We start from the raw sequence: 23,719 nt of genomic DNA on the forward strand, positions 1-23,719 counted from the left end.
TCGAAGGCGCGCATTGTACACCAAGGAAATCGTTGGCGCGCACGTATAGCGGCGCGGCTTCGGGCCGCGCGCTGGGAAGGGTTTAGAAGTGCAGGGTCATGGTACCGGACCAGAAGGCAATATCTTCCTCAATCACTGTGTATTCAAGCTCGATATTGGTGTTGGGGCCGTAGTTGAAGCCGATGCCCGCCCCCAGGGAAACGCCGGTGTCGTCGCTGCTGGAGGCGCCCACGGAGACGTCCTCATACAGCACGCCCAGGCGGCCTTTAAAGTAAACATCGCCATAGGAGCGATAGGTGGCGTAGCCTGCCATGGTCTGAACGTCCACATCGACATCATTGGCAAAAACATCGGCCTGACCACTGATCAGCGAATTGGTGTACTCAAGCTCGAATCCCCATCCTGAGGGCAATATATAACCTCCACGCAATCCCAGATTTAATGGGCTGTCTGCGTTGGGCAGGTCTATATCCATGATCCCGCCAACAGCCCCCCAATAGCCCCCCTCAGCAAAAGCCGCGGAAGAAGATACCAGCGCTAATACAGCGACACCTTTTGCAATATTACGCATACAAATTCCCTAACTGGTTATTGATCAATTCACACGATAAGGTGGGCACGGATTCTACTCACCTTGATTTCCACCTAACAGTTCCCCAATCACAGAAGCGCACACGGAGCCCCTGTGACCGCGATGGCAACGCATGGTTCCAAGGCCCGCCCCGTGTCCAAGCGCGCAGATTGCCGCCTGCCACCACGCAACCGTGCCGAGGCTTGATCCAGGTCAAGCCTCCCGCTGTCAGACAGACAACAATGGGGACACCGGTCAATCAATGGAGGCGGACATGAACACTATCTATCGGCAGCTGTGCCTGGATCATAAACACCTCCAGCAGCTCCTCGATACTTTTGAGTCCCTTCTCCACAGCCTGGACGACAGGGAGCGGGACCCGGCGACCCTGGGGCTGATTCTCGACGCTTTAGACTATATTTCCGTTTACCCGGACAAGTGGCACCACCCCGTTGAAGATGTGGTATTTCAGCAGCTATTGACCAAACCCATCCCCTGCCGGGAGGCGGTTATCGCCACATCACAGGAGCACCAACATATCGCCGCCTGCACGCGGCAAATGTCCAGCCTGTTCTACGCCATCGCCAATGATTCTGCCGTAGAGCGCAGCAAGCTAATCAATACGGCCCTGGATTACCTGAATCTGCAGCGCGACCACATGCGATGGGAAAACGAGATTGTCTATCCCCTGATCGAACAATACCTCACCGAGGCTGACTGGCAGGAAATACACGCGAACCTGAAGCAAAACAGCAATCCGGTATTTCACGCCGGAATCAAAAAAACATACGACATGCTGCACCAGTATCTAACAACATCAGATCAACCCGCAGCCGCATTGACCTGAACCCGCGAGATAAAAAGCGGGCGATTGCACTGTAGCAACAGACATCATTTTTCAATGCATCGCAATCTCTCGATCAGGAAACCAGAGAAAGGAGCATCCAATGAGAGACATCAAGTGCCACGGCATATCCATCGGGCTTGAAAGAATCGACTCTGATTTTTTTCTCTACGTCAAAGCTATCGGTCGGCTTACCCATGAAGATTATGAAAGGATAACACCACTTCTCGACTACGCATTACAAGGTATAAAAGATCCGAAAGTGAAAGCATTGGTAGATGTGGAAGATTTCGAGGGTTGGGAACTGCGCGCCGCCTGGGATGACTTTAAACTGGCGCTGAAACACGGCAATGAGTTTTCCAGAATCGCCGTGGTGGGCGAAGAAAAATGGCAAAAAGTTGCCGCACGTATCGCCTCCTGGTTTTTGAGTGGAGACGTACAATATTTCGAAGAACATGACGACGCACTGCACTGGCTGGCGCAACCGGATAATACCGAGAAATCTAGTCGAGACAACCACCATAGTACGCCAGTATTTCCCGCCCACTAGGAAACAGTAAAACTGTCACAAGCGCTGAGATTGGTTTCGATTCATTCAGGCAATATAGGAATTCATCGCTAGCTCACCCGGAAGCGGACAACCGGGTTGCTTTTTTGACCGGCATAGCCGGTCTTTTTTTTAATAAAAAAGGCCAGCGGAGAAGCTGGCCACTGCGGTTTTGACTGGGAACCGCAAATAAAAAACTCTCGTGCTCAAAATTTCCATCTTAAAAAGATGGTCAAATGATGGGACAGACACCTAAAAGCCGTCAGTCACAGGAAAGCTCCTGTGTGCTTTCATAGCATCCATCCCACAGCCTGAACGCCCCTGTATCAATAAAGACGCCCAAGCAAAAGACTACTACTTAACGGATTTGAATGCGCTTTGCCGCACGCTCACGCGGCTCCAGAAAAGGGATTTCCAAGGTGAGCACACCGTTGTTAAACTCTGCTTGAACATCATCTTCGGCAATATTGTCGCCGAGATCAAAGCGGCGCAGATAACTGCCGCTAAAACGTTCTCGGCGAATCACCTTTCCTTTTTCTTCTTTTTTGCTTTCTCGCTCAAGCACCGCCTCCAGAGTGAGCACACCTTCATCCAGAGTGAGCTTGATATTTTCCCGTTCGACACCCGGCAGATCGGCGACAATACGGTATTTTCCCTTTTCTTCAAAGATATCCACTTTGGGAGCAAAAGTTACCGGAGTTGTGGTGTCGGTGCTGGGTACACCACCCCACCAGCCGTGAAAAATATGATCGAAATCAAACGGAGATTTTCTCGGAATAATTTGCATGGTTGCGACTCCTTTCAGCGGTTGATTTACGCTTTAAGGTTAAGCCGCAACCGTGTGGCAGTTATTGATCTGAATCAAGCCAAAATCAGGCGCTGGCACATCAGCCCTCGCCCTCGTAGCCGCAGTGAGTACCGGCCACTTCACTGAGTCCGATCAGATCCAGTATTTCCACATCGCGCCCGCTGGCCCGTATCAGCTTTTCCTTTTGAAAACGGGAAAACAGGCGGCTTACGGTTTCCGCGGTCAACCCGAGATAGTTGGCAATATCGGTGCGCGGCATGGATAACACAAAGCGGCTGGCAGAATAACCGCGGCGCGCATAACGACTGGAGATATTGATCAGCAGCGCCGCCAAACGTGTATCCGCAGAACGCTTGCCCAGCAGCATCAGGATATCGTTTTCCTGTTTCAGCTCTTCCGAGAAAATGCTGTAGATCTGCTGCTGCAGTGCCGGCACTTGCTGTGCCAGTGTCTCCAGCTGCGAGAACGGCAGTACACAGACGCTGCTATCCTCCAGCGCTTCCGCATAGCTCGGGTGCACCCGGCCACTGTAGGCGTCCAGGCCCAGCAGTTCTCCCGGCAGGGCAAAATGGGTCACCTGAGTATCGCCATCTGCGGCAATTACCGCCGACTTGAAGCTACCTGAGCGAATCGCGTACAGGTTTGCAAAGGGATCACCGGTGCGGAAAAGGGACTCGCCGGACTTGACGATTTTCTTTTTGCGCGTGATTTGTTCGAGCTTGTCGATATCACCCTGGGAAAGGCCGGCCGGCAGGCACAGCCGCCTGACCGAACAGTTCCCGCAGCTTACCGCTCTCTGAGTATCAGTCATGGATATCCGGACCTTTCGTAGCACATCAGTTATCGGTTACGGAGCAGTCCGGATATTACACGGTTACAGAACACGGGAATAGCGGGCATCGGTTTCCGCTGAATGGAGATAGCGGTCGAAAGCGGCGGCGGCATTACGCACAAACCAGCGGCCTCGGTTCGTGACGCGCAAACAGTTTTCGTCCTGCTGCAGCAGGCCGTCGTCGAACATTGGCTGCAATCTCGCCAAATCGGCCGCAAAATAGGTCTCAAAAGGCGCTCCAGCGCGCTCTGCGGCCTCTTTTTTGTCCAACTGCAGACGGCACATCAACTCTCCGATCACCCATTGGCGCAGGCGATCATCGCCGTCAAGCAGCCATCCACGGCAAGTGGCGATCCCCCGGTCGGTGACTGCCTGGGCATATTCCTTCAACCGGTGCAGATTCTGCCAGTAGCCATCAGCGCTGTAACTGATCGCCGAAGCCCCCAGCCCTACCAGTGCATCCGCGGGCATCAGTGTGTATCCCTGAAAGTTGCGCGCCAGCCGTCCCTCGCGAGCGGCTGCCGCCAACTCGTCGCCGGGCAGCGCAAAATGATCCATGCCCAAAAACTCATAACCGGCCTGGGTAAGGCGGGATACCGCCGCCAACTGCATGGCGATTTTTTCCGTCGGCGTGGGGATCAGGTTGGAATCAATCAGCCGCTGCGCCTTGAACCGGTGCGGCAGATGGGCGTAGTGGTAGAGCGCGATACGGTCCGGTGCCAGCTCCAGCACTCTGTCCAAAGTGCGTTGCAGGCTATCTACACTCTGCCCGGGAAGACCATAGATGAGATCATAGGAAATGGAGCGAAACCCCTGTTCGCGCGCAGCGTCAGTCAGCTGCGCCACTTGGTCGGAGCTGCAAATGCGGTTGATCGACTGCTGCACCACCGGATTGAAATCCTGAATGCCGAGGCTCAGGCGGTTAAAACCCAGTTGGCGCAGTGTGGCGAGGGTATCCAGCTCAAGAGTGCGCGGGTCCGCCTCGATACTGTATTCAACGTCTTCCCCCGTGCGCAGATCGAAGATCTGTGCCAGTCCATCGATGAGGCGACGCATATCATCGTCGTTCAGATAGGTGGGTGTTCCTCCCCCCAGGTGCAACTGAGTCACGGGCACTCTGGCCACCTTGTCGCGATACCAGCGCATTTCCCGCAGCAGTTGCTCCAGATAACTGGACGCAAGCCCGTATTGCCGGGTAATGACTTTGTTGCAGGCACAGAAGTAACAGAGCGAATGGCAGAAAGGAATATGCACGTAGAGTGACAGGCTGCGAATATCCGCCAGTGCGCGCCAAGGTTCTCCGTCACCCAGGGGGCCAAAACGATCCGCTGTGGGATAGGAAGTATAGCGCGGACAGGGCCCGGCATAGCGGGAGAGTAATTCCTCGGATAAAGCCGGCTCTGCAGCGTTCTGCGCTTGTCTCATCTTAAAAAAACCTCTGCAACAACATAAACGGGTACAGGGCGACGCGCTCTAACGCCGCCCCGCACCCTTACCGACCAAAAGTGGTGGGCCCGTTTAGAAGCGGTAACCCAGCCCCGCCATATAGACCAGCGGATCCAGCTCCACATCGGCTTTAATCGTACCGACTCCCGGTACTTTTACTTCCGCCTCTGTATCGATATCCATCCACCATACGGACAGGTTGAACAACCAGCGCTGGTCCTGACCAAAGGCAAAATCCACACCGGCCTCAGCGGCCATGCCAAAGGAATTGTCCAGCGACAAATCCGCATTGCCGGTGGCGCCCAGGCCGGCGAAAACTTCATTGGCCTGGCTATCGATTTCCTCATCAAAGAAAACGGTGTAATTCAAGCCCAGGCCGACGTAGGGCTGAATATTGGAATTGGCATCCATGGGGTACCACTGAAGCAGCACCGTGGGGGGCAGGTGTTTGGTTTCCCCCAGATCGAAGGTGGCCCCCAGGCCTTTAACTTCTAGATCGTGCGTAAACGGAGTGGCCGCCACCAGTTCCACCCCCCAGTGATCATTCAGCATATAAACACCGGTCAGCCCAAGAGCCGAGGCGTCATCCACATCGGCAGCAGTACCAGTCAACTCAGTTCCCGACAGTGCGAGCGCATCGGAGTCCACATCCGGACTCACGGTGGCAATCCCTGTGCGCAGAATAAAGGTCCCGGACTCATAGGCCATAGCGGGCACAGACAGAGCGGCAGCGGCGAGGGCTACTAACAGTTTCATCGACATCTCCATGATGTGTGTGTTGGGCGTTGTTCCCGCAGCGGTCTTTATTCATCCCCGCGGGACCAGGGCAGGTTAAACAAGCCTCGGTTAGTGCCTCTTGATCCAAATCAAACAGCCGCGACGTCGGCGATTTATGTGGAAAAATTATTTTCTGGAAAATGTCAGTGTCATTCGCGCCTGGAGAAGAGCGCAAGTGGGCGAATGGGAGTTTCTGCCTGTTTCGCTCTCCGACGACATAGGTACTGCAGCCAGATCAGAAACTCGATTGATAGGATGGACTGTGCGAAACCGCCGGATACAAGAATGTATCCGACGGAGTTACAGCGATGCAGTTTGCACCTTCGAATTGTTCATTCCGTCGCCTGAGCGCCTCGGAATCAACGACAGCGTTTTTGTGAATTCATCAGCGGTTCCCGGTCACCCACCCGCCGGGCGGCGGAACAGGTTTTGGATACTGGAAAAGTCCAAGCGCCGGTTTTCCTCACAACTGCCATGCAGCTGATATAAATTTTTCGCCAGTGCGCCCAGCGGTGTGGAAGAGGCACTGGCTGCGGCAGTGTCCATGGCCAGCCCCAAATCCTTCAACATCAACGCCACCGAAAAGCCACCGGCGTAACCATTGGCGGCAGGCACCTTTTCCATTACCCCGGGATAGGGATTGTATTTCTCCAACGACCAGTTGCCGCCGGAACTGGCTTTCATAATCTCCGACAGGACCACCGGGTCCAAACCGTTGTCCACGCCAAGCTGCAGTGCTTCCGCGGTACCGATCATATGAATCGCGAGCAGCATATTGTTGCAAATCTTGGCCACTTGACCGGCGCCCGCCGGGCCCGCGTGAAACAGCTTGGCACCCATCGCCTGCAAATAGGGCCGCGCCGCATCCACTGCTTCTTTATCGCCGCCACACATAAACGATAAAGTGCCGGCAGCGGCCGCCGCCGTGCCACCGGAAACCGGAGCATCGATCGCGCGCAGCCCCAGCTCCCCCGCCGCAGTGATCAGTTGGCGCGCATCCTCAGCGGCTATGGTCGAGCAATCGATCACCAGGGTATTTCCCGCCAACGCACGCAGCAGCCCGTCTTGCCCCAGGTAAAGCGATTTCACCGCATCGCCTCCCGGCAGCATCGATATCACCGCACTCGCGCCCTGCACGGCCTGCAGCGCACTCTCAGCGCGCACACAGCCCTTGTCCACCGCCCGCCGCAACGCCGCATCGGAAGGATCAAAGGCGGTTACCCGATAACCTGCCCGAACCAGATTGGCAGACATGGGCGCCCCCATATTGCCGAGTCCGAAAAAAGCTATGTTTTCCATTGTGCCACTCCTTTTTATAGGTCCTGGGGAACCTCTGATTGCATCGCCTCCTGGCGGTAAGCCGACTTCGCCACCAGAGGGAAAAACCGGCGCTGGGATAGGCATTTGGCGGTCGTCGCCTGCCGGCAAGAGTGCTATAGGGCAACACTCCTATGCCTCGAAAATATCGCCACCCCATTGTCCGCGCGCCCGCTAGCAACCTGGGCGCTCGCACCAACACTTTGACGGTTCCTTAATTATGGTTATTGTTCAGACTGAGCGGCCAGGAACGCAGCTACAGGTCGGCCAAGGGGTTTTCTGTCCAGGGGGCCTGGAAACTGGCCTGCACCTCCTGCGCGGATACTTCCTCCAGAGTCGCCGGGCGCCACTTGGGCTGGCGGTCCTTATCGATTAACAGTGCCCGCACACCCTCCCGGAAATGGCCGCTGGCACACAAGTTGACCGCCAGCACCAACTCCATTCTGAACACCCCGGCCAGAGACAAATGGCGGCCGCGGCGCAGTTGTTCCCAAACAATCCAGGGCGTCAGTGGAGAACCAGCGGCCAGTGTGGCAGCGGCTTTTTGCAGCCATTCATCCCCGCCCCGGTAACCCGTGATTGAGCGGCACACCTCCGGCAGGGAGGCGAAATCGGTCAGCTGCTGAACCTGATCAAAATGGGCGCGCAGGTTTGACGCCGGCTGCGCTTCCGGTGGCAGCTGCAACCGCTTCAGGCAATCGCTGATCTGGCGCCGGTTGTCCTCGCTGTCTGTGGCATATGGCAGCCCGGCCAATTCCTCCAGTACCTTTTCGCGCGAATCGTCTGGCAGCATGCGATCCGCCATACCCGCGAAAAGCGCATCGGCTCCATTGAACTGTGCCCCGGTCAAGCCGAGAAACAATCCCAACCGCCCCGGCATACGGCTCAGGAACCAGCTGCCGCCGACATCCGGGAACAAACCGATGGTCACCTCCGGCATTGCCATGCGCGTGGTTTCGGTGACTATACGGTGGCTGGCCCCGGCCATAATGCCGATACCTCCGCCCATCACTATGCCGCCACCCCAGACCACTATCGGCTTTTTATAGGTATGAATCTTGTAATCGAGGCGGTATTCGCGGGAAAAGAATTCAGTAGTGAAGCGGTAATCCGGAGACTCACCGTAGGCGGTGGACTCGCGGAACAAAGTCACCACATCACCGCCGGCACAGAGCGCCTTGCCGCCACTGCCATCGATCCATACAGCGGCCACACTGTCATCGACAGCCCACTCATCGAGCTTCTGCGATAACCGGTTAATCATCTCCAGGTTGAGTGCATTGAGCACCCGGGGCAGGTTGAGGGTTGCGGTCGCCAGGGCACCGCGGCGAGAAAATAATATTGGCGAATCCTGATCCATCTCTCATTGCGCTTTTCGGTACAGATTGCGCTGCAGTTAAGCACAGAAGCGAGCTGGAGTCAGCCGCGCCGCGGTGGTTGATTGTTGGCGGGCTTTTGGCTAACTTGCGCGCAATTTCTGTCCAACCCCTGCAACGGAATTCCAAATGGCCGAATACGTATACACCATGAACCGGGTGGGCAAGGTAGTGCCACCCAAACGCGAAATCCTCAAGGATATCTCCCTGTCCTTCTTTCCCGGCGCCAAAATCGGCGTGTTGGGACTGAACGGTGCCGGCAAATCCACCCTGCTGCGCATCATGGCCGGCGTGGACCAGGACTACAACGGTGAAGCCCGCGCCATGCCGGGTATCAAAGTGGGCTACCTGCCCCAAGAGCCACAGCTGGACCCGGCTAAGAATGTGCGCGGCAACGTCGAAGACGGTGTGCGCGAGGCGATCGACGCCCTCAAAGGCCTGGAACAGGTCTACGCCGACTACGCCGAGCCAGACGCGGATTTCGATGCCCTGGCCAAGAAACAACAGCAGTACGAGGACATCATTCAGGCCTGGGACGCCCACAACCTGGAACACCGCCTGGAAGTGGCCGCCGACGCCCTGCGCCTGCCCCCCTGGGATGCCGACGTAAACACCCTATCCGGCGGCGAAAAACGCCGTGTGGCCCTGTGCCGCCTGCTGCTGTCGCGCCCGGACATGCTGCTGCTGGACGAACCCACCAACCACCTGGACGCAGAATCCGTGTACTGGCTGGAGCGCTTCCTGCACGATTTCAGCGGCACAGTGGTGGCCATTACCCACGACCGCTACTTCCTCGACAACGTGGCTGGCTGGATACTGGAACTCGACCGCGGCCACGGCATTCCCTGGGAAGGCAACTACACCACTTGGCTCGAACAGAAAGAGAAGCGTCTGGAGCTGGAGCAGCGCGCGGAACAAGCGCGCATGAAGTCCATGCAGCGAGAACTGGAATGGGCGCGTCAAAACCCCAAAGGCCGCCAGTCGAAAAGTAAGGCCCGCCTGGCGCGCTTAGAGGAAATGCAATCGCAGGAATTCCAGGCCCGCAACGAAACCAACGAAATCTATATTCCGCCGGGCGAGCGCCTGGGTGACAACGTCATCGAGTTCGTGGGTGTGAGCAAGGGCTTCGGCGAGCGCCTGCTGATCGACAACCTGTCCTTCCGTGTTCCCAAGGGGGCCATTGTCGGCATCGTCGGCGGTAACGGCGCGGGTAAATCCACCCTCTTCCGCATGATCACCGGCACCGAAAAACCGGATTCCGGCGAGATCAAGATCGGGGAGACAGTAAAAATCGCCTACGTAGAGCAGGGCCGCGAAAACCTGGATGACAACAAAACTGTTTGGGAAGCTATCTCAGACGGTCACGACATACTGAAGATCGGCAACTACGAGGTCGGTTCACGCAACTACGTCGGTCGCTTCAACTTCAAAGGTTCAGATCAACAGAAGCGTGTTGGCGAGCTTTCCGGCGGTGAACGCGGCCGCCTACACCTGGCCTACACCCTGAAACAGGGTGCCAACGTACTTCTGCTGGACGAACCTTCCAACGACCTGGATATCGAAACCCTGCGCGCTCTGGAAGAAGCCCTGCTGAACTTCCCCGGCTGCGCCCTGGTAATCTCGCACGACCGCTGGTTCCTGGACCGGGTCGCCACCCATATCCTCGCTTATGAAGGGGAGAGTGAAGTGGTCTTCTTCGAGGGCAACTACACTGAGTACCACGAGGACTTTATCAAGCGCAAAGGTGAGGATGCGACACCGCATCGGATGCAGTATAAGAAACTCAAAACCTGATACCCGGATACAGAAAAGCCCGTATTTATACGGGCTTTTCTACTTTTGGGTATACCAAATAAGAGGCACCTCAAACGGCCCCATTACTGGGGCCGGAATCGCTTACGTCAAATTAGTGATGAACCACTGATCAGAAGTTCAATGTCGCTGTCAGCATCGCATAACGCGGTGTCTGATAAGCAATTGGAACCCGGTAAGTGTTGCTTACAGTGTACGGACCTTCTTCCGAAGTCACATCCACCTGCAATGGTTCTTGCTCGTCCAGAACGTTAAACACCTGCAGACTCAGGCTCAGTTTGTCCTCAAACATTGCCGGAGTGTAGGTTACCGCCAGGTCCAGATTGCGTGTCCAAGGGGTTCGCTCTTTGCCAGGCTCAGCCACACTGCCGAAGCATGTGTGGTAGCTCGATCCATAGCTCACTGGATCTCCTGCGGGTGAGGATTCATCAATACTGCCGTCCGGATTGTAGTAACCCAGGCAGCTAATCGGCATGCCAGATTTAATACTCGCATTGGCACTGAGCAAGACCTCATCGGTCAGCGCATAACTACCACGGACTTTCAACTGGTGACGACGGTCATTGGCCAAATAACCATCTGAGAACATCATCAATTCGGCTACATCCCAGTCCTGGGTCTTGGAGATATTGTCCTGCCCAAACTCGGACTTAACCTGCCCTTCGGTATTGCCCTGTAGCTTACTGTAGGTGTAATCGACACGGAGCTCCCACTTACCGTCAAATGGACGCTCAACAAACAAGTCGATGGCCTTGTACTCACGCTTCAGCTTTGGCATACCCCAATCGTCGGCACTCATCGTCACCTCTGTGCGAGTACCTGTAGGATTGCCGCTCGCGTCGAGGTTTGCCAAGCTAAAGGTGTTCGTGTCGCCGGGGTTAAACATGTAACAGTATTGCCAGTCTACCGTATCGGGATCTACCCCCATTTCGGATAATTTATCTAACATACTGTATGGATCACACACATCATCGATACCGGATTTTAGATCCCGGAAGGTGAACTTGGCTCCGTAGGTCCAGTCTTCGAGAAAAGTCTTCTCAAAGCCCATGATGTACTCGTCCTGGTACATGCTTTCCAGGTCGGCCGGTGCGAATGCGAGCGGATCGACAGGTTCACCGTATTCGCCGTTAGAGGAAACCGGCCCCGGGCCCAATGCCGTCAGACCTGTCGGCGCTCCGGTTTCCGGATCTACACCGGTATAAGTAAAATATTCACGGGTATAGGTTGAAGCCGACGCGCCGCGGATGGCCACATTATTCGGCATAGCAAGATAATAGCGGCCAGCGTTAGCAAACAATTTCAGTGAGGAATCTCCGAACACGTCCCAAGCGACACCTAGACGAGGCGCCCATTGGTCATCGGATTCCATATAAGCTTCGCCGACGTTGTTGTAGTTGGTGAACTTGTCATTCCGCAGTCCCAGGTTCAGCAGAATATCATCAGTCACCTGCCAACTATCTTCTATGTAGTAAGCATCCTGCTCCAGCTTCATAGTAGTAGCAGTTTCATAAAAATATTGGTACACGTAGTAGCCATCGCCACCTGGGGCTCCCACCCCTAGCACGGAGCTAATCGGTTTCGATGGGTCCGTGGCGTGGGCATAAACCCAAACATCAGTAAACTGCATGGTACCTTCGTTTTCGGCCTCAAACTCCATATTGTCGATACCGAAGGTGAGAGTGTGGTCGCCCAATACCCACTCCAGGTTTAAGCGTATACCATCAGTTGTATCTTCAGCATCTCGGCCGTTGTAACCACCGGCAAGTCCTTGCACAAAATTATCACCGACAATAGATGGATCTTGATTTCTATAACTAGAGATATAAGGATAATCCAAGGTACCCACAGGGGTATCATAATAAGTAAAGCTGCCATGCCCGTACATGGCATTCAATGTCAGAGTTTCCGTCAGGAAACCGGTGTAATTCAGAATCGTAAATTCACTTTCGTGCCCATCTACATTCGGCGAAATATCCAAACTTTCGCCTTTTTTACCTTTCTCAAACTCCCAAGCACTGTAGCTGCCGTCGTAGTCCTCCTTTTCCTGCATATATGTGAATTCGAGCAGATGATCTTCACTGACATTCCAGTCCAGTTTGGCATAAAGCTTAGACGTGTCAGTTTCACCCTCCTCCAGGAATTGATTTTGTGTCGCTTTCGGTGAGTTCTGCATCTCCTCAAGCTCAGTTTCATAAGCTACAAAACCAAACAACGTATTCTCAATTAATGGCCCACTAACATAGCCGCTGTAGGTGCTGCTCCAGGAAAAATCTTCGCTCTTACGTTCATATAAAGTCCCAACAAGAGACTCATTTTCGTACTCATAGCCTTCCGGTAGTTCCATATCCTGGAAATAAGTTTTAGGTCCAGAAGAACGCAATTCTTTTGGTCTAAAAACAACCTGGGCGCCATAATGGAACTCGTTGTCACCGCGTTTACCAACCTGATTAATCACACCGCCAGAAGAGCGGCCGTACTTGGCTCCGTAGCCGCCCGTATAGGTTTCCTGCTGATCGATAGCACCAAACGGCAAATCAAAACCTCCGAGGTTGGACAGAGGGTCACTGGAAATAAAGCCGTTAATGTAGTAAGCATTTTCGGAAATGCCAGCACCACCGAAGGAAACTAGGCCATCGAAGTAGCCAGCAGCACCCCCGTTGGCGCCCGGAGCCAGCAGAGCAATATCCTCAGCGGAGCGACCAATCGGCATACGATTGAGCTGCTCAGATGTTATTACGACACGCGTATCAGTTGCTCCAGTATCAATTGCCGGCAGACGCTCTCCAGTAACCATCACGGTTTCAATGACATCGGGGTCACCGAAAGAAACGTCAGCACCAGCACCCACACGAATGGGGACAGTGCGTGTTCCGATAGTCTCCTCACCCTGTTTCGCAGTTACGGTATAGGTGCCGATTGGCAAAGATCGAATATTATAATTGCCCGAGGCATCCACAGTTACAGTACGGCTAAAACCGCTATTGTTTGTAATAATAACTGTGGCACCTTCAGGCGCTGAACCATGAATACTACCGGTGGTACTTTGGGCCTGAACACCATTCGCAACGCACAATCCAAGTGCAACAGCCAGTACTGAGCGCTTAAAAGCGAACTTATAGCTTCCTCTGGGTACCCCACCTTGACGAAATTTTACCCTGTTCATACATATATCCTCTTTAGTTTTATAGGTTGGGATGACGGCATGTCCGAGATAAAGCAACCTTTCTTCTGTAAATTCCCCGTTAACTGGACATGATTCCTCATTGAGAAACAGCGTTGCCATGTACGTCCAGCAATTCAGCTTTTGCTGTCCTTCTCTAAAGGTTGCATGTTCACTACCTTCTCTGATACGCCTCTGCCAACTGGTAAACCACCAATCCTTGAAAAAAATTTCTTCTGCCTACTCGGCGAGCTTGGGCGCGGCCTTTTCGTAGCGATCAACAAAGGCTCTCCTTGGACACTCAGATACAGGGTGGATTATTCGAAAACACACAAACGTATTTTTATAATCCACCAGATACCTCCTAGCGCCTTGCACTTTGCAACATCTATGCCATCACCTGGAAAATCAAATCAACAACAGGAAACCAGCTGAATTTTTCGTTGTATTTGCACAGCACATCACTCAGTGCCAAGCCTTCAGCGAGATATAGCGCGGTATCAAACTGCGTTCACAGAAAACGCCGATATCCGCGCGCCCTCTGGCGGAAAGAGTGCTCTGTCCAGCACCAACCAGTGTGCCAGCGGACGGCAAAAGGGCGAACCTGGCTCCAATTGCGCCCCGAAATTCCCCACGCCAGGCGGGCATCGTATTGGAGCCTACGGGCGCCAAAATGGGGCAAACACGCTAGCTATTGCAAACGCGGGCCTTGCGGAATCCATGCAGACAGTTGCTTCATCGTAGTGGCAATATCGCTCTCCAATCGTTCCACATCACAGTCCGTAAACCGCTCCAGATCTGCACAGAGATCCGGATGGTTATGCTGCCAATAGTATTCGCGATGGTGAAAAGGTTTGGATTACCACCAGTGGTGGTTAGAGGAGAGCAGATCATCCAACTTGCTGAACCGCTGCGTGAGACTATCTAATGCAAAGCGCCGCCGTGCCGCTTCATTCTCCAAAACCGGCGAATAAGAAAGTCACGCTTGTAGAGGCTGTGCATTCTATAGTTAGAGCCAACCCACGGAGATGTACGCGGTGGATCTCTTGGCCGGCATCCGGGATACCAATAAACTGCAGCCGGGATATTCAACAACGCAACGGGAGGCACCAATGGCACTGACCCCATCTACAATGATTCCCCTCGGCACTCCCATGCCGGATTTCAGACTGCCGGACGCGGCGGGTAATCTGCACAGCAGCGACGCTCTCCCGCACCAGCCAATACTTGTGGCTTTTATTTGTAACCACTGTCCTTACGTAAAGCATATTGCCCCCGCCCTTTCCGAATTCGCGCGGGAGTATCAAAAGGCAGGGCTAACCGTTATCGCGATTAACAGCAACGACTTCGAAACCTATCCCGATGACAGTCCGGAACAGATGCAAAAGGAAATCGTCGCGCGCGGTTATACCTTTCCCTATCTGGTGGATGAAAGCCAGGCAGTAGCGCGTGCCTTTGGCGCTGCCTGTACACCGGATTTCTTTCTATTCGACAAGGACCGCAAGCTGGCATACCGGGGCCAGTTCGACAGCAGTCGGCCCGGGAGTGGTGAAGCGGCCAGTGGGCACGATCTGCGCGCGGCGGCCGACGCGGTGTTGGCGGGGCAAAAGCCCGGCGAAGAGCAGACCCCTTCGATGGGGTGCAATATCAAGTGGAAGTAAGCTTGGCTCTGATTGCCCCTCTCCCACGCATGGGAGAGGGGGCATAATGCAGCGCTATTTGCGCAAAAAATCCAGCATCCAACTGGCAACCACATTCTCGTGGATGTCGTTCTGCAGCGAGGCGTGGCCCTTCTGCACCACCTCCTCTCCAAACGCCTCCCTGCGCAACTCCATCAGGCTCTTGGAGTAGGGTTTGGTGAATTCCGGGTGGGCCTGAAAGGTAAGCATGTGGTCATCCACCTGCATCATGGCCATAGGGCAGAAATCGCTGCCCGCCAGCACCTTGGCGCCGGGAGGCAACTCTTCCACCTGATCCTGGTGGCTGGCCAGCAGGGAAAAGCGCTCCAGCGGCTGGGACATCCAGGCGGGTGTCTCCTGCAGCTCATAGCTGTGCACCCCAATACCCCACCCCTTGTCAGACTTCCGCGTCCTGCCCCCCAGGGCCTGAGCGATCAACTGGTGGCCAAAACAGATGCCGATGGTGGGCTTCTTCAGTTGGTGCAGCCTGCGCACGAATTCCATCAGGGGGGGAATCCAGTCTTTGTCTTCGTAGACGCCGGTTTTGCTGCCGGTGATCAGATAGGCATCCACCTCGTCGATATCCTCGGGATAGTGGCCGCGTTGTACCTCATAAGTGACAAACTCGAGACCAGGGTCCTGATTGCGCAGCAGTTGGGCAAACATCTCCGGGTATTCTCCGAAGTCGTCCACCAGTTCCTCGCGCACGTCATCGGTTTTCAAAACACCAATTTTCATTAATTCACCGCTAGGTTCTGCTATCGATTATCCATTTTACAGGCGGATTATGGCATATCCTCGGCAGCCCATGGCCGAATAGCAGGCGAGCAGCCCCCACCGACCAGCTCCACGCCAATCGCATTTTACGCGGCCGTATCACCTTCTACCTTTCTGCGACCTGGAGGCGCTAAGAGGCTAACAGCCACAATGATGTTCAGTTGCTGAAAATTCGTCCAGATCCACATGTTTCATGATTATTGTATCTCCCTGCCCTCGCATCAATTTATAAATGAGAGTAGAGAAGCTTTTGGGTAAGAGGTAGAACATTCCTGCACCATTCGCGACGATGATGTCCCTACCCCGCCGTGGAATTTACGGGCCTCAAGGGTAGACGAAGCGATCCCCCTGGAATTCTTACATCGCGACCGACAACCGCAATGTGTTCACGGAGAGCATTTTAGAGAAACAGCCCTATCGAGAAATAATTATTTTTTAAAAGACCCATAAATTAAAACATACGTTGGTCGATAACTTATATAGACAAACAACTTACCAATAATAAAAACAAAAATGGAAATATGTCCGAATTCTCCATGAGAAGATGGCACTAAAAGTCACCAAAAGCCAAATAACTATTCACTATAAACGGGTAATATTCGGCTAAGAGGTAACTGCAACCAGCAATCCCCGCGGCCGGATGCCCAGGGAAAACATCTGCGGAACGCCGAAAAAAAATATGGGAAGTCGGTCATGACTGCTAATTGCAGCTGCCCTGCCCCTCGCCGTACCGGTGAATCCGGCTAGGTCATCCGTCGCCCTACTTCCACATCAAAGTTCGTTCCCCGCATGATGACAATGTCACCGTCGTCTTGCCGACGAAATCGGTTTTCCCGCTACTAGAAAGCACAAGGACAGCGATCACCATAAAAACATATAGCCGCCGCTAACCGTGGTGCTCAGATCACAGCACACGATTTACCCAGTGCTACTGGGGCCAGCAGGGATTCAAAGAGGTATGACACAACTGATCCAGACCACTTCATTGATGGGATTTTATGATCTGGTTAATCAGCTCAATGGCGACGCGGATACACTATTGCGCAGGTTCGATATTGAACCCGATAAAGTAAAAGCGCTTGAGGGGGTGCTACCCTATCGCTCCACCGTCAGACTGATCGAAAACACCGCCCGGCTGTTAAGCTGTGCGGATTTCGGCCTGCGCCTGGCGCGGCGGCAGGATCTCAGGGCCCTTGGATCTCTAGGGACAGAGGCTCTGAACGCATCCACTGTCGGCGAAGCCCTCGAGACCATCTCCCACAATCTCTATCAATACACCGGCGGATTCCAAATTTCATTCGACCGCGACGATAGAACCGGGCACGGATGTTTGTTATTTGACACCAATAACGGCTGCCCGCTGCCCCCACAGAGCGCAGAATGGATTATGGGCTTGACGCAAAGGGCCATGACAATGCTCAGTAACGCCCGTTCAGCGCCCGTAGCCGTCTGGCGAAGCTGCGACGTCCCCCTACACAACAGCTACCACGATTTTTTCACTGCGCCGGTAATCTTTTCCCGCCTGCGGGACGCACTGATACTCAGTGCCGAACAACTCGATAGAAAGGTCGTGCCAGGAGTAAAGCCCGGATGTCCGGGCGCCCCACGTCCGGGCGACGCAACGGAAGCGACACCGCAGCAGGAGACCATGGACCTGAAGCACCAGGTGGAACAATTGATTTACCACCTGTTACCTGTACAACGCTGCAATCTGCAGGAAGTGGCCAACCAGCTCGGGCTGCACAAGCGCACACTGCAACGCCGGCTGGCGGAGCACGATATCATCTTTGAAGAACTGCTCGATGATATTCGCCGCGCACATGCAGAAACTTATCTAGCGGAGCCGAATATCCCCATGATCCAGATTGCGGCACAACTCGGCTACCGAGAGCAAAGTTCCTTTAACCGGGCCTGCCGCCGCTGGTATGGCATTACGCCGCTAAAACGGCGCCGGCAGCTACTGAAAAAGGAAGCCGGAGCAGCACCACAGCAGGCGGAAACAGAAGCGGACACCTGATCTACCATTCGATGCCCTTGCGTGCGGCAATGCCATCGTTGAAGGCGTGTTTGACCGGGCGCATTTCGCTAATGGTATCAGCAATATCCCTCAGATATTGTTTTGCTCCACGCCCGGTGATAATGACAGTTTGCCCCCGCGGTCGCCCTTGGATCGCCTCGAGCACTTCCCGCTTTTCCAGCCAGTGAAAATTCAAGGCATAAGTGAGTTCATCGAGCACCACCAGATAGACGCTCTCATCCCTGAGCGCCGCCAGTGCCTTTTCCCAGAGGGCCCGGGCGGCTGCCTTGTCCGCCTCGTAGTCCTGTGTTTCCCAGGTAAAATCCGTGCCCATCTCGTGCCATTCGAGCCGGTAGCGCTGCTCTGGCAATTGGGTTAACAGATATTTCTCCCCACATTCCCAGACTCCCTTAATAAACTGCGCCACCACCACCTTATAGCCGTAGCCCAGCGCGCGGGCCACTGTGCCCACCGCCGCGGTGGTCTTGCCCTTGCCATCACCGGTATAGAGTACAACTACGCCCCGCTCCTCCAGTGCTTTCGCCACACCTTCGTCAACGATTTTTTTGCGCGCCTGCATGCGCTTCTTGTGGCGTTTGGCTTTTTCTTCCGGGGCACTCATGGGGATACGGGATTAGGATTGATAACAACATTGTAGAGCTGAAAACGCTGTGCATACACGGAGCGGCGGCCAACCGCTCCGTATAAAAACGCGGGCTACAGAGTCAGCTGTACCCCGGCATACACAGCCGCGCCGGCGGTATAGTACCCCCCCACTTCGCGGTAGTCTTCATCCAGAATATTTTCACCGCGCAAGGTCAGGCGCAGCTTTTCCGTCAGGCGATAGGCGAGGTTCAAATCCAGCTTGCTGTAGTCATCCAGCGCCTCACCAGAGGAATCCAGAATGTCCTCCGCCCGCCGCCAATTGCCATTCAAAGTCAGCTTGTCTGCGAGCAGGCTGTAACTAAAGCCCAGATTGCAGACCCGCTGCGGAACCAGTGAGCGCTGCGCGCCTGTAGTATCCACGGCGTCCAGCCAAGTACCGTTAAAATACCATCCGAAACGCTCCCCCAGGCTGCCGTTCAAGGACAGCTCTACCCCCTCGGAGTAGCTGTCGCCGTCATCCTGGCGGTAGGCGCCCCAGGAGCCCAGAGTATAGTCGTAGACAATTGCGTCAGTAATTTCCTGGTCGAAATAGGTAATTTCCAGCTGCAGCAGTCTGGCCAACTGATACTCCAAGCCCAGCTCATAACCGCGGCTGGTTTCAGGTCCGACGGCTTCCACGCCTTCCGAGAGATTGAGCCCTACCTCGTAGGGACTGGGCGCACGGTAGCCGGTACCGTAACTGGCCCGGTACTTCAGCTGCTGATTGTCACCCAGCAATACCGGATAAGCCACGGATGCACGCCAACTGTTATGGTCGTCGGTTTCCAGGCTGTCGCGGCGGTAACCCAGGGTGTAGAACACCTTATCGGCGATATCACTGCGCCACTCAGCGAAGATCCCCAGGCTGTCGATATCCTGCTCGCTGAAGTTACTGGTGAACTCCTGTTGTTCGTATTCACCTCCCCACAACAGCTGTCCGCCGCCCAGCGCACTCTTGCCGATATAGTTCAATTCGCTGATCGCGCCGTCGAAGCCGTAGGAGGGTTCACCGAAGGCAAAGGCTTCCCGCTCAATATCCGTGCTGGCGACAGACAGCTCGTGGCCGGAGGTCGCCTGTTGATATTTGCCGCTCACCCTGGCGCTGCTCTGGTTATAGCGATCCATACAATCATTAACAAAGAACAGAAAACCGCAGTTATCGTACCCGGTTTCGGTTTCCGTCCGTTGTAATTGCCCTTCGAGAGAGAAAGCCTCATTAAACTGATAGCCCAGCCGAGCGCTGCCGCTGACGTTGTCGTAACCGTCCCGCTCACCGCTGTCATCGGCCTCCATCGCGTTAAAGCCGTCGGTGGAAAAGTCACTGATGCTTAGATCGTAATTCCATCCGTCGCTGCTTCCCCCCAGACTGGCAGCGGTTTTTTGCGTGCCATAGCGACCGGCTTCCAGGTCCAATTGCGCGCGCAGCGGCTCACTGGTTTTGCGGCTGATGATATTGATAACCCCTCCGGCACCGGCGCCGTACATCATGCCTTGGGGACCGCGCAGCACTTCGATGCGCTCGATATCCGCCACCTGTAAGTGCTGGAACTGGGCGCCTACCTGCGGCGCGGAAGGATCGGCGATATTGACCCCATCCAGTAAAACCAGAGTGCGGTAGTTGCTCTCACCGCGAATAAATACGGAGCTGACCTTGCCGGCACCGCCGCTGTTGCTGACGGAAATTCCCGGCAATGTGCGGATCACATCCAACAAGCTATCGTATCCCATGCGCTGAATATCCGCCTGTGTAAGGACTGAAACAGAGACGCCCACTTCCCGTTTGGGAGTTTCGGTACGACTGGCCGTAACGGTGACCTGCTCCAGAGTATCAGCTGCAGACAGCAGCGGCTGGCCGGCGGCAACAAGGGCCGCAGCGATAAGCGTTTTTTTCATGGTGATTCCCCAATCTCGAATGTGTGTACGGATTGAGGGAGGGTGAGTGCAATCGGTGCGCTGAGGGATAGAGGCACACGGATCAGACAAAGCCCTCCGCTTTATCCTGTGTATGCCGAGGGCCGGTATCGGGCTGATCAGATAATCTGAATCACCGTTGCGGGGGCAGCGCCGGAATCGACCTCAGGAAAATACCTGAAACCTCCACCGGACTTCCCGTTTACCCCAGCCAAGCGCATCGCGCTGCTGGGCACCCAGGGCGGGCGGCAGTATAGCAGTCGGCGTTGCGGGAGCACACCTTGCGCATCCAGCGCGGGCACTCAACCCGGTGTGCGAAAGGGCCTCAGGTTCGTTCACTTGAGAGTTGCCAACACTTTTGGAGAACCTAAGGCACCTCTGATTAATTCGCTTCCTGACAGTAAAAATTCTTTAGAGCTAGATGAGAAGCTCAGGTGATAGGATGGCCATTTCGAAACCGTCGGATACAGGGATGTATCCGTCGGAGCTACAGGGAAGTACTCGTGCGTTTTCGAAATGGCCATCCTATTGCCTGAGCGCCACGGAACTAACCAAAGCGTTCACGCGAATTAATCAGAGGCTCCCTAAGGACGTTCGAGCAGATCCACAGCGACAAATTCCAGCACGCCGCCGCAGCGGCGGAGTTCACAGCGTACCCCGTAAACATCGCCGATCAACGCCGGGCTGAAGACATCCTCGGGCGCCCCCTGGGCGAGCAGCCGCCCGTCTTGCAACAACAAAATACGGTCGCAGAAGCGCGCGGCCAGGGACAGGTCGTGCAGTGCCAGCACCACGGTGTGCCCCGCATCCGCCAGCTTGCGGAAAGTCTGCATCAGCTGCAGCTGATGGCGAATATCCAGCGCCGCGGTGGGTTCGTCGGCAACCAGTAACGGCGCCTCGCCCACCAGCAGGCGCGCGATCTGCACCCGGCGCAGCTCGCCGCCAGAGAGCTGAGTGACAGGGCGGCGGGCAAACTGCAATCCATCCACCAGTTTCAGGGCATGCGTCACTCGCGCCGCGCTGTCCGCGGGCTGCCCCCAGGGCAACAACCCCAGCGCCACCAGATCGGCGGCCTCCAGGCGCCAGGCCGGCGTCTCCGCCTGGGGCAGATAGGCGCAGAAGCGCGCGCGCTGAGTCGCCGACAAACACTGCACCGGTCTTCCATCGAACTCGATCTGCCCGGCAGTCGGCGCCAGCACGCCGGCCAAGCAGTTGAGCAGACTGCTTTTTCCGGCACCGTTGGGTCCCACCACTGCGGTCAGCTCGTACGGTTTAAAGGTGGCGTTGATACCGCGCAACACCTCGCGGTGCTGACGCGCCAAGCCGAGCTTCAGACAAGAGACTTCGAGCTTCTTGCTTTCCCTCACAGCGACTGCCCCCGGCGCGCACTGACGATCAGCCAGAAAAAGAAAGGCGCTCCGAGAAAAGCCGTCACCGCGCCGATGCGCAGCTCCTGAGCGCCGACTATATTGATCACCAAAATATCTGCAATTAACAAAAGCAGCGCGCCGGCGAGCGCGCTGGCCCACAACAGGCGCCCCGGGTCCTGCCTCACCAGCGGCCGCATCAGATGCGGTACCACCAGGCCGACAAAACCGATAGTACCCGCCACCGCCACCGCCGCCCCCACAGCAGCGGCGATGCCGGCCAGAACCAGCAGCGGGTAGCGGCGGCCGCGAAATCCCAGCGAGGCGGCGGTGGCTTCCCCCAGAGAGAGGGCGCGCAGATAGTTGCGCGCAGCAAACAGTAAAGCGGCACCGGCGAGAATAAACGGCAGTGCCAGCAGCAGCTGGTCCCAGCCGCGATTGGCCAGCGAGCCCAGCAACCAGAAGACAATCTCCTGCATTGCGAACATGCTCGGCGCATAGTTCAGAGCCAGTGCCATCAACGCGGACAGAAAGGCATTGATCGCCACCCCCGCCAGCACCAGGCGACTGGCGCTGGCACCGCGCCCGGCCAGCATCCATACGCAGGCCACCGAGCAAAAGGCACCTGCTATCGCGAGCAGTGGCAGCAGCCAGCCGGACTGCCAGGCCACACCGTAGTAAAGCAGCAGAATTGCCGCCAGCGCCGCGCCACTGGAAACCCCCAACAGTGCCGGTTCCGCCAGCGGATTGCGCAGCATCCCCTGCATGGCCGCGCCGCCCATCCCCAGGGCCGCGCCGACCATTATCGCCAGCAGCGCCCGCGGCAGGCGCAGCTGCCACAGAATCACCGCATCGCTGTTTTCACTGCGCCAACCTTCCGCCAGGGCCGAGCTCAAATTAATGGACACGGGACCGCTGGCAAGCGCCGCGATCAGTGCCAGCAATAAAGCGAAAACGATGAGGAAAAAGAACCATCTATTGCTGCGCGACAAGTTTTTTTCTCTTTTCGGTAAGTTGTTTCAACACATCTGCAGCCACCAGCGCCGGGCAAAAACCCAGCTCCGCCGGCAAAGTGTAGAGGCGATGGCCATCGATATAGGATTTCAATACCGGGTGGCGAAAGGCCAAGTGCGCCAGGGCAAAATCGCTCTCGCCGCCGTAGAGCACCAGCAAATCCGGTTGAAGCGCGATCACCTCCTCCAGGCTGACACGCCCCAGTTGTTCCACACCCCGCTCGGCGGCGAGATTGGCAAAGCCCGCCCGCGCCAGCAACTGATGCTCCAGCATACCCCGACCGTAAGTGATGTTATTGGCAGAGAGAATCAGCGCACTGGCCTCTGATTCCGGTACGGGTCTGGCAAGTAGTTCCTGCAATTGCCTTTGTTGTTTTTGCAGCGGCGGCAATGGCCCGAGGACGTTTTCCAGCGCCGCCAGCTGCTCCTGCAGCTGCTTGAGGCTGTAGGCATCGGGAATGGAGACCACCTTCATCCCCAAATCCCGCAAACGCCGCGCTGCCCGCTGGGCGCCAAACTCGCCCACCAGAATCAGGTCCGGCGCCAGAGGCACCAACTCTTCCGCCCGCCCGCGGTTTAAGTGGATGTTTTCCGGTAGTGGCGCCGAGCGGTAGTGGTCGTCGGCGGAAAGCCAGGTGACCGAGGCAATCTTTTCCGCAGGCACCCAGCTGAGAAGCATCTGGTCGAGGCAAAGATTGAGTGACGCGATACGCTCATAGGCCGTTGCGCTCGCAGACAACAGCAGAGAGGTCAGCAGGAGTATTTGCTTCATTTTTTCGGTGTTCTCCGCCACACCTGAATTCGCAAGCGCCCGCGG

At 55.6% G+C, this 23,719-nt stretch carries 19 protein-coding genes and 1 riboswitch; of the genes, 5 read left to right on the plus strand and 14 right to left on the minus strand.

The window, feature by feature from the left end:
* Positions 1-82 precede the first annotated feature (82 nt).
* Positions 83-571, minus strand: coding sequence for an outer membrane beta-barrel protein (locus A3224_RS12655; RefSeq protein WP_067155275.1), 489 nt, complete (start codon positions 569-571; stop codon positions 83-85).
* A gap of 274 nt (positions 572-845) precedes the next feature.
* Between A3224_RS12655 and A3224_RS12660 the strand changes: the two genes are divergently transcribed.
* The gene (locus A3224_RS12660; RefSeq protein ID WP_067157969.1) at positions 846-1,418 is read left to right on the plus strand and encodes a hemerythrin domain-containing protein; all 573 of its coding nucleotides are present in this window, start codon (positions 846-848) and stop codon (positions 1,416-1,418) included.
* A 100-nt stretch (positions 1,419-1,518) separates the two neighbouring features.
* Positions 1,519-1,965, plus strand: a complete 447-nt coding sequence (locus tag A3224_RS12665) for a SpoIIAA family protein (protein WP_082817521.1) — start codon at positions 1,519-1,521, stop codon at positions 1,963-1,965.
* Positions 1,966-2,320: 355 nt separating this feature from the next.
* Here A3224_RS12665 and A3224_RS12670 read toward each other — a convergent pair whose 3' ends face one another.
* From A3224_RS12670 to A3224_RS12695, 6 genes are all read right to left on the minus strand, one after another.
* Positions 2,321-2,749, minus strand: coding sequence for an Hsp20/alpha crystallin family protein (locus A3224_RS12670; protein ID WP_067155277.1), 429 nt, complete (start codon positions 2,747-2,749; stop codon positions 2,321-2,323).
* A gap of 100 nt (positions 2,750-2,849) precedes the next feature.
* A complete protein-coding gene (gene fnr, locus A3224_RS12675) occupies positions 2,850-3,581 on the minus strand; it encodes a fumarate/nitrate reduction transcriptional regulator Fnr (protein ID WP_067155280.1) in 732 nt (243 codons plus the stop codon).
* Between the two features lie 63 nt (positions 3,582-3,644).
* Entirely contained in the window at positions 3,645-5,027 is a 1,383-nt protein-coding gene (gene hemN, locus A3224_RS12680) for an oxygen-independent coproporphyrinogen III oxidase (RefSeq protein ID WP_067155282.1), read from the minus strand.
* Positions 5,028-5,120: 93 nt separating this feature from the next.
* On the minus strand, positions 5,121-5,804 hold the full coding sequence (locus tag A3224_RS12685; RefSeq protein WP_231902385.1) for an OmpW/AlkL family protein: 684 nt from the start codon (positions 5,802-5,804) through the stop codon (positions 5,121-5,123).
* A gap of 420 nt (positions 5,805-6,224) precedes the next feature.
* Positions 6,225-7,124, minus strand: coding sequence for a 3-hydroxyisobutyrate dehydrogenase (gene mmsB, locus A3224_RS12690; RefSeq protein ID WP_067155285.1), 900 nt, complete (start codon positions 7,122-7,124; stop codon positions 6,225-6,227).
* A 274-nt stretch (positions 7,125-7,398) separates the two neighbouring features.
* Positions 7,399-8,502 (minus strand): enoyl-CoA hydratase/isomerase family protein, encoded by a 1,104-nt coding sequence (locus tag A3224_RS12695; protein WP_067155288.1) that lies wholly within the window; start codon positions 8,500-8,502, stop codon positions 7,399-7,401.
* 145 nt (positions 8,503-8,647) lie between these two features.
* Here A3224_RS12695 and ettA point away from each other — a divergent pair, with 145 nt between their 5' ends.
* Positions 8,648-10,312, plus strand: a complete 1,665-nt coding sequence (gene ettA / locus A3224_RS12700) for an energy-dependent translational throttle protein EttA (protein WP_067155291.1) — start codon at positions 8,648-8,650, stop codon at positions 10,310-10,312.
* 130 nt (positions 10,313-10,442) lie between these two features.
* Here the strand turns inward: ettA and A3224_RS12705 are convergent, their stop codons facing one another.
* A complete protein-coding gene (locus A3224_RS12705; protein ID WP_067155294.1) occupies positions 10,443-13,496 on the minus strand; it encodes a TonB-dependent receptor in 3,054 nt (1,017 codons plus the stop codon).
* 1,109 nt (positions 13,497-14,605) lie between these two features.
* Here A3224_RS12705 and A3224_RS12715 point away from each other — a divergent pair.
* Positions 14,606-15,154 (plus strand): thioredoxin family protein, encoded by a 549-nt coding sequence (locus A3224_RS12715; protein ID WP_067157975.1) that lies wholly within the window; start codon positions 14,606-14,608, stop codon positions 15,152-15,154.
* 54 nt (positions 15,155-15,208) lie between these two features.
* On the opposite strand, the gene A3224_RS12720 is transcribed toward A3224_RS12715, so the two are convergent.
* The gene (locus tag A3224_RS12720; RefSeq protein WP_067155299.1) at positions 15,209-15,910 is read right to left on the minus strand and encodes a glutamine amidotransferase-related protein; all 702 of its coding nucleotides are present in this window, start codon (positions 15,908-15,910) and stop codon (positions 15,209-15,211) included.
* 997 nt (positions 15,911-16,907) lie between these two features.
* On the opposite strand from A3224_RS12720, the gene A3224_RS12725 reads away from it, so the two are divergent.
* Positions 16,908-17,966, plus strand: coding sequence for an AraC family transcriptional regulator (locus tag A3224_RS12725; protein WP_067155302.1), 1,059 nt, complete (start codon positions 16,908-16,910; stop codon positions 17,964-17,966).
* Between the two features lies 1 nt (position 17,967).
* Here A3224_RS12725 and cobO read toward each other — a convergent pair whose 3' ends face one another.
* From cobO to A3224_RS12750, 5 genes are all read right to left on the minus strand, one after another.
* On the minus strand, positions 17,968-18,588 hold the full coding sequence (gene cobO / locus A3224_RS12730) for a cob(I)yrinic acid a,c-diamide adenosyltransferase (protein ID WP_067155305.1): 621 nt from the start codon (positions 18,586-18,588) through the stop codon (positions 17,968-17,970).
* Positions 18,589-18,683: 95 nt separating this feature from the next.
* A complete protein-coding gene (locus A3224_RS12735) occupies positions 18,684-20,504 on the minus strand; it encodes a TonB-dependent receptor plug domain-containing protein (RefSeq protein WP_067155308.1) in 1,821 nt (606 codons plus the stop codon).
* 103 nt (positions 20,505-20,607) lie between these two features.
* Positions 20,608-20,777, minus strand: a riboswitch (cobalamin riboswitch).
* Between the two features lie 329 nt (positions 20,778-21,106).
* A complete protein-coding gene (locus A3224_RS12740; RefSeq protein ID WP_067155311.1) occupies positions 21,107-21,889 on the minus strand; it encodes an ABC transporter ATP-binding protein in 783 nt (260 codons plus the stop codon).
* Positions 21,886-22,881: a FecCD family ABC transporter permease gene (locus A3224_RS12745; RefSeq protein WP_067155314.1), complete on the minus strand. Its 996-nt coding sequence runs from the start codon at positions 22,879-22,881 to the stop codon at positions 21,886-21,888. Before A3224_RS12745 ends, A3224_RS12740 begins: the two co-directional genes overlap by 4 nt.
* A complete protein-coding gene (locus A3224_RS12750; RefSeq protein WP_156481481.1) occupies positions 22,865-23,674 on the minus strand; it encodes an ABC transporter substrate-binding protein in 810 nt (269 codons plus the stop codon). The genes A3224_RS12745 and A3224_RS12750 overlap by 17 nt, the downstream gene beginning before the upstream one ends.
* Positions 23,675-23,719 lie beyond the last annotated feature (45 nt).

It is taken from the genome of Microbulbifer thermotolerans, from assembly GCF_001617625.1.
GTDB lineage: Bacteria > Pseudomonadota > Gammaproteobacteria > Pseudomonadales > Cellvibrionaceae > Microbulbifer > Microbulbifer thermotolerans.